This is a genomic window from Blautia liquoris, from assembly GCF_015159595.1.
Lineage (GTDB): Bacteria > Bacillota > Clostridia > Lachnospirales > Lachnospiraceae > Novisyntrophococcus > Novisyntrophococcus liquoris.
In genome coordinates this window covers 1,946,451-1,961,102 of the sequence record NZ_CP063304.1, presented here as the reverse complement: position 1 = coordinate 1,961,102, position 14,652 = coordinate 1,946,451, and the positions used below count along the sequence as shown (strand labels likewise).

General features: G+C 42.1%; 12 protein-coding genes. 11 read left to right on the top strand and 1 reads right to left on the bottom strand.

Going from position 1 to position 14,652, the window contains the following annotated elements; all coding sequences use genetic code 11:
* Positions 1 to 48: 48 nt before the first annotated feature.
* On the top strand, positions 49 to 2,238 hold the full coding sequence (gene pcrA, locus INP51_RS08950) for a DNA helicase PcrA (RefSeq protein ID WP_193734535.1): 2,190 nt from the start codon (positions 49 to 51) through the stop codon (positions 2,236 to 2,238).
* Between the two features lie 131 nt (positions 2,239 to 2,369).
* Positions 2,370 to 3,041, top strand: a complete 672-nt coding sequence (locus INP51_RS08945; protein WP_193734534.1) for a phosphatase PAP2 family protein — start codon at positions 2,370 to 2,372, stop codon at positions 3,039 to 3,041.
* A gap of 44 nt (positions 3,042 to 3,085) precedes the next feature.
* Here the strand turns inward: INP51_RS08945 and INP51_RS16145 are convergent, their stop codons facing one another.
* A complete protein-coding gene (locus tag INP51_RS16145; RefSeq protein ID WP_230406753.1) occupies positions 3,086 to 4,225 on the bottom strand; it encodes an N-acetylmuramoyl-L-alanine amidase in 1,140 nt (379 codons plus the stop codon).
* 137 nt (positions 4,226 to 4,362) lie between these two features.
* On the opposite strand from INP51_RS16145, the gene INP51_RS08930 reads away from it, so the two are divergent.
* The 9 genes from INP51_RS08930 to radA all read left to right on the top strand — a co-directional run bounded on the left by INP51_RS08930 (position 4,363) and on the right by radA (position 14,538).
* Complete coding sequence (locus tag INP51_RS08930; RefSeq protein WP_193734533.1) at positions 4,363 to 5,712, top strand: hemolysin family protein; 1,350 nt, start codon at positions 4,363 to 4,365, stop codon at positions 5,710 to 5,712.
* Between the two features lie 5 nt (positions 5,713 to 5,717).
* Positions 5,718 to 6,218, top strand: coding sequence for an SEC-C metal-binding domain-containing protein (locus tag INP51_RS08925; protein ID WP_193734532.1), 501 nt, complete (start codon positions 5,718 to 5,720; stop codon positions 6,216 to 6,218).
* A gap of 101 nt (positions 6,219 to 6,319) precedes the next feature.
* The gene (coaBC, locus tag INP51_RS08920; RefSeq protein ID WP_193734531.1) at positions 6,320 to 7,513 is read left to right on the top strand and encodes a bifunctional phosphopantothenoylcysteine decarboxylase/phosphopantothenate--cysteine ligase CoaBC; all 1,194 of its coding nucleotides are present in this window, start codon (positions 6,320 to 6,322) and stop codon (positions 7,511 to 7,513) included.
* A gap of 78 nt (positions 7,514 to 7,591) precedes the next feature.
* On the top strand, positions 7,592 to 8,221 hold the full coding sequence (locus INP51_RS08915) for an ECF transporter S component (protein WP_193734530.1): 630 nt from the start codon (positions 7,592 to 7,594) through the stop codon (positions 8,219 to 8,221).
* A gap of 29 nt (positions 8,222 to 8,250) precedes the next feature.
* Positions 8,251 to 9,015 carry a type III pantothenate kinase gene (locus INP51_RS08910; protein WP_193734529.1) on the top strand — a complete coding sequence of 255 codons (765 nt, stop codon included), beginning with the start codon at positions 8,251 to 8,253 and terminating at the stop codon, positions 9,013 to 9,015.
* Between the two features lie 24 nt (positions 9,016 to 9,039).
* Positions 9,040 to 11,487 (top strand): ATP-dependent Clp protease ATP-binding subunit, encoded by a 2,448-nt coding sequence (locus INP51_RS08905; protein ID WP_193734528.1) that lies wholly within the window; start codon positions 9,040 to 9,042, stop codon positions 11,485 to 11,487.
* A gap of 40 nt (positions 11,488 to 11,527) precedes the next feature.
* On the top strand, positions 11,528 to 12,436 hold the full coding sequence (locus INP51_RS08900; protein WP_193734527.1) for a DegV family protein: 909 nt from the start codon (positions 11,528 to 11,530) through the stop codon (positions 12,434 to 12,436).
* A gap of 227 nt (positions 12,437 to 12,663) precedes the next feature.
* Entirely contained in the window at positions 12,664 to 13,083 is a 420-nt protein-coding gene (locus INP51_RS08895; protein ID WP_193734526.1) for an endosialidase, read from the top strand.
* 93 nt (positions 13,084 to 13,176) lie between these two features.
* Entirely contained in the window at positions 13,177 to 14,538 is a 1,362-nt protein-coding gene (radA, locus tag INP51_RS08890; RefSeq protein ID WP_193734525.1) for a DNA repair protein RadA, read from the top strand.
* The last annotated feature ends 114 nt before the right edge of the window (positions 14,539 to 14,652 follow it).

Genomic DNA, 14,652 nt, shown 5'->3' with positions numbered 1-14,652 from the left:
TAACATCAGATGAATACAATTGAGACTGAATGACATGGAGAATAACAGATGAATATATTAGAGGATATGAATCCACAACAAAAAGAGGCTGTACAGTATACCAGAGGGCCGCTGCTGATTCTGGCAGGAGCCGGCTCGGGAAAGACTCGCGTGCTGACTCACCGGATCGCTTATCTGATCGAAAATGGCGTAAAACCCTATCATATCATGGCTATTACATTTACGAATAAAGCTGCACAGGAAATGCGTGACAGGGTTGATCAAATTGTCGGATTCGGTTCTGAGAGCATCTGGGTAAGTACGTTTCACTCCAGCTGTGTGCGTATTCTGCGCAGATTTATCGACCGAATCGGATTTTTAAACAGTTTTACGATATATGACACAGATGATCAGAAAACACTTATGAAACAGGTAATTAAAAAACTGGAGCTGGATCCCAAGATATACAAGGAACGTGCACTGATGTCGGCAATATCCTCTGCGAAGAATGAGATGATCTCTCCGGAGCAGTTTGAAAAGAATGCCGGACTTGACTGGAACAAGAAGAAAATATCGCAGGTATATTATGAATATCAGGCAGAATTAAAAAAGAACAATGCTCTTGATTTCGACGATCTGTTGGTCAAAACAGTCGAACTTTTCAAACAATGTCAGGATGTGTTGGAGTATTATCAGGATAGATTTCAGTATCTGATGGTGGACGAGTACCAGGATACAAATACGGTTCAGTTTCAGTTTATCAATTTGCTTGCTGCGAAGAACAGGAATCTCTGCGTAGTAGGAGATGACGATCAATCCATCTACAAATTCAGAGGTGCAAATATCAGAAATATTCTGGAATTTGAAAAAAGCTTTCCGGATGCGAAGGTGATCAAACTAGAGCAAAATTACCGATCTACTTCCAATATATTAGATGCCGCCAATGGGGTTATATCCAATAATAAAGGAAGAAAAGAGAAAAAGCTTTGGACCGAAAATGAAAAGGGAGCAAAAATCACCTTTCGCAAGTTCCAGAATGGTTTTGAGGAGGCGGAATATGTCACCGGTGAAATCAGCAGGAAAATCAGAAATGGTGAGTGCAGGTACGGTGATATAGCAATTTTATACAGGACGAATGCACAGTCTCGTCTGTTTGAGGAAAAATTACTGATTGCAAATATTCCTTATAAAATCGTTGGGAGTGTTAACTTTTATGCCAGAAAAGAGGTAAAGGATCTGCTGTCTTATTTAAAGACTGTTGACAATGCCAGTGACGATCTTGCCGTTCAAAGAATTATCAACGTTCCGAAGAGGGGAATTGGCGCGACGACGATCTCAAGAATACAGGCTCATGCGGCCGAGTCAGGGACTAATTTTTATGGTGCGCTCTTAGAAGCACAGTACATACCGGGACTTTCAAGGAGTCTGTCCAAAATAGAATCTTTTACAACGTTTATTCAGAAATTAAGAACACAGGTTCAATACTACTCGGTAAAAGAGCTTTTGGAACATATTATAGAGGAAACCGGTTATGTCAAAAAGCTGGAAGCAGAGGATACCGATGAGGCAAGGGCAAGGATAGAAAACATTGATGAATTAATATCTAAAGTTGTCACATACGAAGAGGAGGAAGAGTCCCCCACGCTTAGTGGCTTTTTGCAGGAAGTTGCACTGGTTGCTGATATTGATTCGATTGACTCGGACAGTGACTTTTGTCTTCTTATGACACTTCACAGTGCAAAAGGTCTTGAATTCCCCTATGTATTTATGGCGGGGATGGAGGATGGTATTTTCCCAAGTTACATGACCATAACAGGGGATGATCCGGACGAACTGGAAGAAGAGCGCAGATTATGCTATGTCGGTATCACGCGGGCAAAAAAGGAACTTGTGATGACGGCTGCAAGCCAACGTATGATTCGTGGAGAGACTCAATATAATAAAGTCTCCAGATTTGTACATGAGATACCAAGAGAGTTGGTTGAACTTGGAAGGGAGAAGGATCTTGATCGGGATGCATTCGTTAATCCCAGGCAAAGATTTTCGAACAACGTATCATTTAAGCCGCGTCAGTTTACGGTAACCAGGCTTGAACACTTAGAATATAATGTGGGGGATACCGTACGCCACACGAAGTTTGGAGTAGGGGAAGTGACAGATATCGCAGATGGCGGAAAAGATTATGAAGTCACCGTTCACTTTGATCATGCAGGTGTCAAGAAAATGTTTGCCTCCTTTGCAAAGCTAAAAAAAATTTAAAATTTTTCTTAAATTCAAGTAACTGTATTGACATAAGAAACTGCAGGTATCATAATAAAAGCAGCCTTGAGAGCAGTATATTGCCAGATAAGCTGCCCTCCTGTGGTGAATGCTTAAGGTGGTGAGGCCGGATGAATAAATTCTTTAAAAAAAAGCAAATATGGATCATACCTGTTTATGGTATCTTTTATATGATATGTTTTGCAATACTGGAAAAAGAGATTACACGGGGATATCATGTCATACATGTAGCACTAGATGACATAATACCTTTCTGCGAGGTCTTTATCATTCCATATCTGTTATGGTTTTTTTATATGGGAGCCGTCATTGTATACTTTGCTTTTGTCAATAAGAGTGTGAAGGAATTTTATCAGATTTTTTTGAGCCTGGGAATTGGAATGACAATTTTTCTGGTTGTATCTTGGCTATATCCAAATGGACAGAATCTTCGACCCGTGGTATTTCCAAGACACAATATCTTTGTGAATTTGGTGAGACATCTGTATGCGATTGATACCCCTACGAATATTCTTCCAAGTATTCATGTATACAACTCGGTAGCCGCATGTATTGCGTTTAACAACTGTCAGGCATTGAAAAAACATAAGGGAGTTCAAAAAGGGACGATAGTACTCACACTTTTGATCGTGATGTCGACGATGTTCTTAAAGCAGCATTCCGTATTTGATGTGGGGTTGGCTCTTGTCCTGAACGCTGTCATATATTTACTGATGTATCAGCCAAAGACTTATACACAAACGAAAAGAGATGCTCTTAAACGAAGACTGCTGGAAAATTAAAAAGGGAGCCTGGTCAGAAGTGTTTTTGACCGGTTCCCTTTTACTCAGGTTGTGATCATAGTAGCGTATCCTTCTTTTCTGAGACGCTGTTCCATGATAATTGCATTTCCCAGATGACGGTAAGCACCGACTTGTACCTTATAGAATTCATCCTCATTTAATATGAAAGCGGGATATCCTTTTTCAAGCAATTCATAGGAAAGCCGGTCAGCGTTTGAACGCTGACGAAACAGCCCGACCTGAACTCGATAGAAGGATTCATCGTTTTCACTCTGATTTGCAGATGAGGGGGCAGAGCCAGTATTCTCTGCCGGCTGTACAGAGCGAGTTGGCTGAGCAGAGCGAGTTGGCTGAGCAGAGCGAGTTGGCTGAGCAGAGCGAGTTGGCTGAGCAGAGCGAGTTGGCTGAGCAGAACTAGTTGGCTGAGCAGAGCGAGTTGGCTGAGCAGAGCGAGTTGGCTGAGCAGAACTGGTTGGCTGAGCAGAACTGGTTGGTTGTGAAACAGTTGGAGTTCCCTGCATGCTTCCGTGCAGAGACTCATATTCCCTTTCGGATTCGTCATAGTCTTCCCAGTCATCATATGAGAATGTGCTTCCTGCTACATCTCGGATTTGATAGGAGGGCTGGTCTTGTGAGGATGATGGAATGTTTTGAGGGTTTAATGTTTCCAGAATTCCACTTGCAATTGCCTGAGCAATTGCATCCAGAGAATTGTCGAATAGTTCATTATCATAATCGTTATTAATAAAGCCGACTTCCAAAACGATTGCGGGCATCGCGGTTCTTCTCAGGATGATCAGTCCTGGGCGTGCATGAACGCCAAGATTATCATAGCCCAGATCACTCAAAGAGGCATTGATATTCTCGGCCATATCCAATTTCGTTCCGGATGTATCATAAACTAATGCAGACGTACCACTATATTGATTCGGAAGAGGGGAATCGTTTCGGTGAATCGAAATCAGAAAGTCCACATCGGAATTATTTGCTGTCTGAGCTCGTTCGAAGGGGGTTTGGAATGTATCAGTGGTGCGAGTATAGACGACATCTATTCCATTATCTTCCAGTATTTTGCCAAGTTCCATAGTAAGGCGCAGGGTATCATCTTTTTCTGTGTGATCCTTGTATACAGCACCCGGATCATCACCGCCATGACCGGCATCGAGCATTATACGATAAGCCAAGGTTTTTCTCCTTGTCAGACTTTGTTTCTCTATAGCATATTCAAGATATTAAAAAAGGTTACAGCAATTGACAGATACAGGCAAAGATAGTAGAATAGATTCCATGAATACATTTATATTTTTAGGAGGAATGAATTTTGGACAGTGACCCTTTGCTATGGCCTATAATCTTACAGGTGATCTTAATTGCTCTGAATGCGATTTTTGCCTGTGCTGAGATTGCAGTTGTTTCTATGAACGAGACAAAACTTGCAAAGATGGCTTCTGATGGTGATAAGAGAGCGATAAGCTTGGAAAAGCTGACTTCATCGCCGTCGAGATTTCTCGCTACGATCCAGGTGGCGATAACTTTATCGGGATTTATGGGCAGTGCTTATGCTGCGGATAATTTTTCCGGTCACCTGGTGAAACTTTTTGTTCGGCTTGGTGTTTCGATACCGACCCAAACCTTGAATTCGATTTCTGTTTTTTTGATAACGCTGATTTTATCCTATTTCACCCTGATATTTGGTGAGCTGGTACCAAAACGCATCGCTATGAAGAATACAGAGAAGGTGGCGCTTGGAATGGCAAGGGTACTCAATGTCATTGCAAACTTTTTTTCGCCGATTGTCGGTCTGCTGACTGTCTCCACGAATGGAGTTCTGCGTTTGATAGGGATTGATCCGAATCAGGAAGATGATGGAGTCTCCGAGGAAGAGATCCGTATGATGATAGATGCCGGAAGCAAAAAAGGTACGATAGATCTGGACGAGAATGAGATGATTCAAAACGTTTTTGAATTTGACGATATCACCTTAGGTGAGATCTGTACACACCGTACAGATGTGGTTGTACTGTGGGCTGACGATAAGAAAGATATTTGGGAAAACACAATACATGCAAGCCGCCATTCAATATTCCCGGTCTGCGGGGAGGGTGTGGATGATATTCTCGGCGTTATGGATGCTAAAGATTTTTTCAGACTGCATGATCTTACAAGAGAAGAGATTATGGCGAAAGCTGTAAAACCGGCTTATTTTGTGCCTGAGAATATCAAAGCTGATATTTTGTTCAGCAATATGAAAAAGAGCGGTAATTATTTTGCTGTTGTACTTGATGAATATGGCGGTATGGAGGGCATCATCACTTTAAGGGATCTGATCGAACAACTTGTCGGGGATCTTGTAGAAGAAGACGATGAGAAACGTCCGGAAGAGATCGAACAGATTGGTGAAAATATATGGAAGATACAAGGTTACGCTACGCTTGATGACGTTCAGGAACTGCTCAATGTTCGACTGCCGGTAGAGGAATACGACACCTTTGGAGGCTATATCTTTGGAAATCTGGGTTCCATTCCGGATGATGGAAGTCAGTTTGAACTTGAGACAGATGAGCTTCAGATTAAGGTGGTTGAAGTGAAAGAACATCGCGTAGAAAGTACAATTGTACAGAAAATAGAAAAAGAAGAGATGGAACAGGTGGAAGAAAGTAAAGGACGGTAAAGGAAATGAGTTTATTACAAGAGTGGAGAGATGTGGCATACTCTCAAAATAAAAGCAAACCAGAGCTTGAGAAACTATGGAAAGATTATTTTGACATAGAAAAAAGCATCTATGAACAGCTTCTCTCAAACCCGGATACTGTCGTTCACGGATCAGTGAAGGATTTGGCAGCACGTTTTCATATTGATGTAATGACTATGGTTGGTTTCCTTGATGGAATTAATGACAGCCTCAAGGTGAAAAACCCAATCGAGGAGATGGACGAGAATACTGTTGTAAATCTGGGCTTTGATAAAGAACTTTTATATAAGAATATGGTGGATGCCAAGGCAGAGTGGCTCTATAGTCTTCCGATGTGGGATGAGATCTTCACAGAGGAGAAGAAAAAGGCCTTGTATCTGGAACAGAAAAAGGCTGGTACAGTTGTGAAAGGCCATAAGGTCGGAAGAAATGATCCATGTCCTTGCGGCAGCGGCAAAAAATATAAGTATTGCTGCGGCAGATAGTTGATGATGAACCTTCAAACTGATGTGAATTCCGATGTCACAGGGTTTGAGGGTTTTTATTGCGTTGCTACTTTTAGAATTTACAGATTAGGAGGCAGTTGATGCTAAAAGGAAAAACAGTTGTCCTTGGTGTGACTGGTTCGATCGCTGCATATAAGGCAGCAGATCTTGCAAGCAGGCTGGTTCGACAACAGGCAGAAGTTCATGTGATTATGACGGAGCATGCACTTAATTTTATAAACCCGATTACCTTTGAAACCTTGACTGGAACAAAATGTTTGGTAGATACCTTTGACCGAAATTTTCAATTTCAAGTTGAACACGTTGCACTTGCAAAAAAAGCCGATATTGTTTTGATTGCACCGGCTACGGCCAATGTAATTGGTAAACTTGCCGGCGGGATTGCTGACGATATGCTGACTACTACGGTTATGGCCTGTGAGTGCGTGAAACTCATCTCGCCGGCCATGAATACCAGAATGTACAACAACCCCATTTTTCAGGATAATCTGAGTAAATTGAGAAAATATGGGTATAAAATCATAGATCCGGCAAACGGATATCTGGCATGTGGGGATGTAGGAGCAGGAAAGATGCCTGATCCTGAGGTGTTGTTAGAAAATATTGAGTTTGAGATAGAAAAAGAGAAGGACTTAGTGGGAAAGAAGATTCTTGTTACGGCAGGACCGACGCAGGAATCAATCGATCCGGTTCGTTATCTGACAAATCACTCAACGGGGAAGATGGGTTATGCTATTGCACGTATGGCGGCATTTCGCGGAGCTGACGTGACACTTGTATCAGGCCCTGTCAATTTAAAAACGCCTATAGGGGTTACCACGTTTTCCGTTATAACAGCACAGGAGATGTTTGAGACTGTAAGGGAGCATTATTTTGATGCGGACATTGTTATTAAGGCTGCAGCTGTGGCCGATTACACACCAGCAGAGGTGAGCAGCGAAAAAGTGAAAAAAAACAATTTGGATTTATCACTTAATATGAAGAGAACAGAAGATATTTTAGGATATTTGGGAAAACATAAGCATATTGGCCAGTTCCTCTGCGGGTTTTCAATGGAGACACAACAAGTACTTGAACATTCGATGGAGAAACTTGAGAAGAAAAATCTGGATATGATTGTGGCCAACAATTTAAAAGACGCGGGAGCCGGTTTTGGTATGGACACAAATGTGGTGAAACTGATCACCAGGGATGAGATTACAGAACTTCCGCTTATGTCAAAAGAAGAAGTTGCAGATCGGCTTCTGGATGAAATACTATTGAAAGTTCAATAGATTTTGCCCACTGTTTCTTCAGTCATCAGGTTGTATTGTATCCCGTATGCGGGAATAATAACAAGGAGAGAAAAGAATATGAAAAATCAAACAAATGTAAAAGACATGGTCGCAACTGCATTGTTTGCGGCACTGATCATTATTATGGCGTTCACACCTTTTTTGGGTTATATTCCATTAGGCTTTACCCGTGCAACCATTATCCAGGTGCCTGTGATTCTGGCATCGCTGATGCTTGGACCGGCCAGAGGAGCATTATTAGGCGGAATATTTGGAATGACCAGTTTCATCAACAACACGATAAATCCTACGGTAACTTCGTTCGTATTCACCCCGTTTTATAGTTTCGGAGGAGTAGAAGGGGGAGTACCAAGCATCATCATCTGTTTCCTCCCCAGAATTCTGACGGGTGTAGTTCCCTTCTATGTGTATCAAGGTATAAAAGCAACAGCCAGACAGAAAGGAAATACTGCTGCACTTGCTGCCGCCGGTGTGACCGGGGCACTTACGAATACCTTGTTGGTTATGAATATGATCTTTTTCTTTTTCAAAGATCAGTATGCTGCGGCAAATAATGTTGCTGCAGGCGGCGTTTATCGTTTCATCTTATCCATTATTGGAATCAATGGAGTGCCTGAGGCAATTATATCAGGAGTGCTGGCAGCGACAATCGGAAGAGTGTTGATGAATAAAAGGGTAAGGCTATAAACTACAAAAGAAGGAGACATTGATAAACTATGCTTCTGGTGATTGATATAGGCAACACAAATGTGGTTGTCGGCTGTATTGATGGAAGAGAAATATTTTTTGAGGAAAGATTATCGACGGATAGAAAGAGAACAGAACTGGAATACGCCATTGATATAAAAAATGTACTGGAAATATATGAAATTGCTCCGAGTATAATTGAAGGAGCAATTATATCGTCTGTAGTTCCACAGATTACGGATGTGGTCCGAAGGGCTATAAAAAAACTGATCGACAAGACCCCAAAAGTTGTCGGTCCGGGTCTGAAGACGGGGCTTAATATTGTGATGGATCAGCCGGCGCAGCTGGGAAGTGATCTGGTTGTAGATGCCGTGGCAGCTATGGCAGATCATCCGGTTCCGCTGATCATTATTGATATGGGGACAGCTACCACCGTGAGCGTTGTTGACCATACCAAGAGCTATATTGGCGGTATGATTCTGCCCGGAATTCGGACTGCAACGGATTCACTGGTGAGCAATGCAGCACAGCTTCAGCAGATCAGTTTCGATATGCCGAGGAAACTGATTGGAAGTAATACGATTGAGTGTATGCAAAGTGGGGCATTATATGGAAATGCAGCTGCGATTGATGGTTTGATTGACCGGATAGAGGAAGAACAAAAAGAAACCTGTACCGTTGTTGCCACAGGTGGCCTTGCAGGTTACATCGTTCCTCTTTGCAGAAAAGAAATCATTGTAGATAATAATCTCCTTCTGAAAGGACTTCAGATCATATACAATAAAAACAGGTAATATGCCGATGAAAGGCGGGAATAGATGAAAGACAGATATACGAGACAGGCAAAAAAAGCTCTTAAACTGGCTGAGCAAAAAGCCATATCGTGCAAACAAAACTATATTGGTTCAGAACATCTGCTTTTAGGACTTTTGAACGATGTTCAGGGAACAGCCGGCATAGTATTACAGGAATTCGGTGTGGAAGAAAGCCGACTTCTGACACTGATTGATAACCTGATCAGACCTGCACAGCAGGCTGCAGTGAAAGAACAGCCTGGATATACTCCCAGAGCAAAGAAAATATTGGAAGATGCAGGGGAGGAAGCTGAACATTTTCAAAGTGAGTCCACAGGGACAGAACATATCTTAATTGCTCTTCTTAAAGATACAGAGTGTGTGGCGGCACGGCTCTTATATACCATGGGCGTGAATATACAAAAGATGTATTTGACAATTCTGACTGCGATGGGTGAAGAAGATCATCTGCAAAAAAATGATCTTAAAAGAGCTTCATCGAATGATAATGTGCCAGTTTCGACACCGACATTGGATCAATACAGCAGAGACCTGAATGAAATGGCAAGACAGGGGAAATTAGATCCTGTTGTGGGAAGAGAGCAGGAAATTGACCGCGTGATTCAGATCCTCTGCAGACGTACGAAGAACAACCCCTGTCTGATTGGAGAACCTGGAGTAGGAAAAACGGCTATTGCGGAGGGACTTGCACAGAGAATTGTCTGGGGACTTGTACCGAAGGTCATGAAACAGAAACGGGTGGTTGTTTTAGATCTGTCAGGGATGGTCGCAGGCAGCAAGTATCGAGGCGAATTTGAAGAGAGGATCAAAAAGGTGGTAAAAGAAGTTATGGATAACAGTAATATTCTGCTGTTTATCGATGAACTTCACACCATCATAGGTGCCGGAGGAGCTGAAGGTGCGCTTGATGCGTCTAATATCTTAAAACCTTCTTTGTCCCGGGGAGAGATACAGCTGATCGGTGCGACTACAATTGAGGAATATAGGAAATATATAGAAAAGGATGCTGCTCTGGAGAGACGTTTTCAGCCTGTGATGGTAGATGAACCTACCACGGAACAGTCAATTGATATCTTAAAGGGACTCAGACCATATTATGAGAGACATCATGGAGTTACGATTACGGATGAAGCCTTAAGTGCAGCGGTTAAAATGAGTGAACGTTATATCAATGATCGCTTTCTTCCGGATAAGGCGATTGATCTGATTGACGAGGCTTCGGCTAAGGTTCAGCTCGGCGGATATAAGATTCCGGTAAAGATTTCGGAAGATGAGAAACTACTAAAAGAAATCCTTCAGGATAGAGAAACAGCCATAAAATCAGGCGATTATGAGAGAGCAAAAGAGTTTCAGAAAAATCGGGAAGAACTTGAGGAAAATCTTCGTGAGGCCCGCGAAAAGTATGAACGACACAGTAAAAATAAAAAACGGATGGTTACAGAAGAGGAAATTGCTGAGGTGATCTCAGGATGGACCAAGATTCCGGTTAAAAAAATTGAAGAGGGTGAGAGCAGGCGTCTGGCGAGACTGGAGCAAGTCCTTCATAAAAGAGTTGTCGGACAGGATCAGGCTGTAGAAGCAGTTGCCAAGGCAATTCGCCGTGGAAGGACAGGACTCAAAGACCCAAACCGCCCAATTGGATCTTTCCTTTTTCTTGGACCCACCGGTGTCGGCAAGACAGAATTGTCCAAGGCACTTGCTGAGGCAGTATTTGGAACAGAGCAGGCCATGATTCGTATTGATATGTCCGAATATATGGAAAAACACAGCGTCTCAAAGCTGATTGGTTCTCCGCCTGGATATGTGGGATATGAAGAGGGCGGCCAGCTTTCCGAAAAGGTGCGTCGAAATCCCTATAGTGTGATCCTTCTAGATGAAATCGAGAAGGCACATCCGGATGTCTTTAATATTCTGCTTCAGGTACTGGATGATGGACATATCACAGATTCTCAGGGCAGAAAGGTTGACTTTAAAGAGACTTGCATCATTATGACCTCCAATGCAGGAGCTTCACTGATTACTGAGCCGAAACGACTTGGATTTGGAGCCGGTGCAGACGAGAAAGAAGATTATGAGCATATGAAAGATCAGGTTCTGGACGAGGTGAAGAGAATGTTCAAGCCGGAGTTCCTCAATCGAATTGATGACATCATTGTTTTCCATGCGCTGAGTAAAGACAACATGAAAAAAATTGTCAATATTTTGCTGAGAGATCTCAAAGGACGTTGCCGCGAACAGATGAACATTGATCTAAAAGTCACTGGAAAAACAAAAGAATATCTGATTGACACAAGCTTTGACAGTAAATATGGTGCAAGACCACTTAAAAGGGCGATTCAAAATAAGATTGAAGATCCTCTTGCTGAAGAAATTCTTTTAGGACACGTTAAGAAAGGTGATATCGTAACTATTGGTATCAGAAAAAAACAAATTGTCATTACCGCAGATTGAATCGCAATCTGAGATCATTCGAAAATGAGGTATTTTTTACATGAATAATCAATATAAAATTATCAGTGATGGCTCTTGCGACCTTTCAAAAGAACTGGCAGAGAAAAGGGACATAGACATCGTGCCATTCTATGTTTCCTTTGATGATACAACTTATTTAAGAGAAGGAACAGATATTAAGGTGAGATCATTCTATCAGGAGATGGTTGATGATCCAAATATCTTTCCAAAGTCCTCCATGCCCTCTGTACAAGATTATGTGGACGCATTTATGCCATATGTGAAAGCGTCTGTTCCTGTCATCTGCATCTGTATCACTAGTAAATTTAGTGGCTCTCTGCAGTCTGCGACGAATGCCAGAAGTTATGTACTGGAGAAATATCCCAGTGCAAAAATCACGGTGGTGGATTCTATGGTAAATACAGTTTTACAAGGTCTGATGGTTCTCGAAACTGCAGCTATGAGAGATGATGGAATTCCTTATGAGGAGACATTGAGATATCTTGACAAGATGAAATCAAGCGGGCGAATCTTTTTTACTGTAGGGAATATGGAGTATCTCAGCCATGGCGGCAGAATCGGAAAGGTAACCGCTGTTGCCGGTTCTGTCCTGGGTATCCGCCCGGTGATCACACTGAAAGAAGGAGAGATATATCCCTCTGCGGTTGGAAGAAGCAGGAAAAGGACTGTGGATAAGACCATTGATCTTTTGATCAATTATTTAAAAGAAAATAATAAAAACCTATATGATTATTCTCTTTCGGTGGGTTTTGGCTATGACCGAAAGGAAGCCATAAATTACAGGAATCTTGTGTTGGAGCGACTGGCGGGGGCCGGTTATGGTCTGTCAGAAGAAGAACTCCCGATACGGCAAATTGGTGCTACAATCGGAGTCCATACCGGACCGCACCCATTGGGTCTTGGTATTATAAAAAGATGGAATTCTTAATTTCGCGGGGATTATCAGATCGTGTCGTAAAACTCCTTGCTTTAGATATGGGGGTGTCAACTGGTATGAAATCTCAGAGACAAGTAATGAAAGTAATTTCATAATTGTCTGGTAAAAATCGACGAAATATTATATAATAGTAATATCTTAAATGAGTAACACAAATGTTACGACAGATGAATAAAGCTGTAGCTATTGAGTGAAAGTATTAGCAGGAGGACCTTAGAATGTCAGTAATTAAAAAATTAATTCGTACTGAGAAAGATGGCGGAATCAGTTTTGGAAATTACAAACTAGATCAGAAGTCAAAGGTATCTGATTTCGAGTATGAGGGTGATGTGTACAAAGTTAAAACTTTTCGTGAAATCACCAGGTTGGAACGAAACGGGATGTTCGTATACGAATCTGTTCCGGGGACAGCGGTTACAGAGATGAAATTTCCAAGCGAAGGTGTTGAGTTTACTGTTGAAGCAGATGAGGATGTACAGATCACGCTTGGCATGGAAGACGATACCGAGTATAAAGTACTTCTGGATGATGTGAATGTCGGACACATGACAACTGGTCTTGGCGGAAAGCTTTCTTTCAGCGTTGAATTGGAACAGGCAGAGCAGATCAGAGTTAAAATTGTAAGAGTGGATCAGTAGAGTTTACATAGATTATAGAAACCCCGGGGGATGTGATCCCGGGGTTTCTATATCTGAGAGAACAATGTTTAAAGGATACCAGGAGGATGAATCATGGCTAAGGGATCGAAATCAGTTTTTTTCTGTCAGAGTTGCGGATATGAATCTACAAAATGGATGGGACAGTGTCCGGGATGCGGAGAATGGAATACCTTTGTCGAAGAGATCATCGATACAAAAAAGCCGGCAGGAGCACGAAGAACAAAAACTGATGCAAAACCGGTAAAACTATCAGAGATCAATATGTCCGGCGAACGTAGAATAACCACGAATATAGAAGAATTAGACAGGGTTCTCGGTGGAGGAGTTGTTCCAGGTTCTCTGACTCTGGTTGGAGGAGACCCAGGAATTGGGAAATCGACCCTTTTGCTTCAGGTCTGTAGAAATCTGTCATTAAACGGAAAGAAAGTTCTTTATATATCCGGTGAAGAATCTTTAAGCCAGATTAAGCTTCGGGCAGTCAGAATCGGGGATTTTAATGGAAATTTAGAACTTCTCTGTGAGACGAACCTCGGGGTGATCCATGAGGTTATAAAGAGGCAAAAACCTGACATTGCTGTGATAGATTCTATCCAGACAATGTACAATGAAGAAGTGAGTTCCTCCCCGGGCAGTGTATCTCAGGTGAGGGAGTCGACCGCTGTTTTGATGCAGATTGCGAAGGGACTTGGAATATCAATCTTTATTGTCGGGCATGTTACGAAAGATGGTAATGTTGCCGGTCCCAGAGTATTGGAACATATGGTTGACACGGTGCTCTATTTTGAGGGGGAGAGACATGCTTCCTATCGAATCTTAAGAGGAGTCAAGAACCGCTTCGGATCAACGAATGAAATCGGTGTCTTTGAAATGCAGCATAATGGGTTAATGGAGGTGAAAAATCCTTCGGAATATATGCTCGAAGGTAAACCAGAGGGAGCATCGGGATCTATTGTCACATGCTCAATGGAAGGCACAAGACCAATCTTGATTGAGATACAGGCCCTGGTGGCGCCGAGCAACTTTGGAATTCCGCGCAGAACAACAGCCGGAACCGATTTTAACAGGGTTAATCTTCTGATGGCTGTGCTTGAAAAAAGAGCACATCTGAATCTGTCTGCCAGCGATGCGTATGTCAATATAGCCGGTGGGATTAAGATGAATGAACCTGCGATTGATCTGGGGATACTCCTTGCTATTGTATCCAGTTATCGTGATATTGTCATCAGTGACAAAGTTGTGGCTTTTGGTGAAGTAGGATTAAGCGGAGAAGTACGGGCAGTGAATATGGCGGATCAGCGAGTTCGGGAAGTGAAAAAATTGGGATTCGAGACTGTGATACTTCCTGCTGTGAGCATGAGATCAATCAAAAGAGAGAGCCAGATGAAATTTGTTCCAGTTAAGAACATTAGTGACGCAATTCGCTTTATAGTTTAATAATGCGAGTGAGAAATTCAATATTATTTGTAAGTTTTTGCAATTTTTGGTTAAAACATATTGACAAAGGTTAGTTTAATATGGTATATTTAAAAAGCTGTCGATAAGGCATCA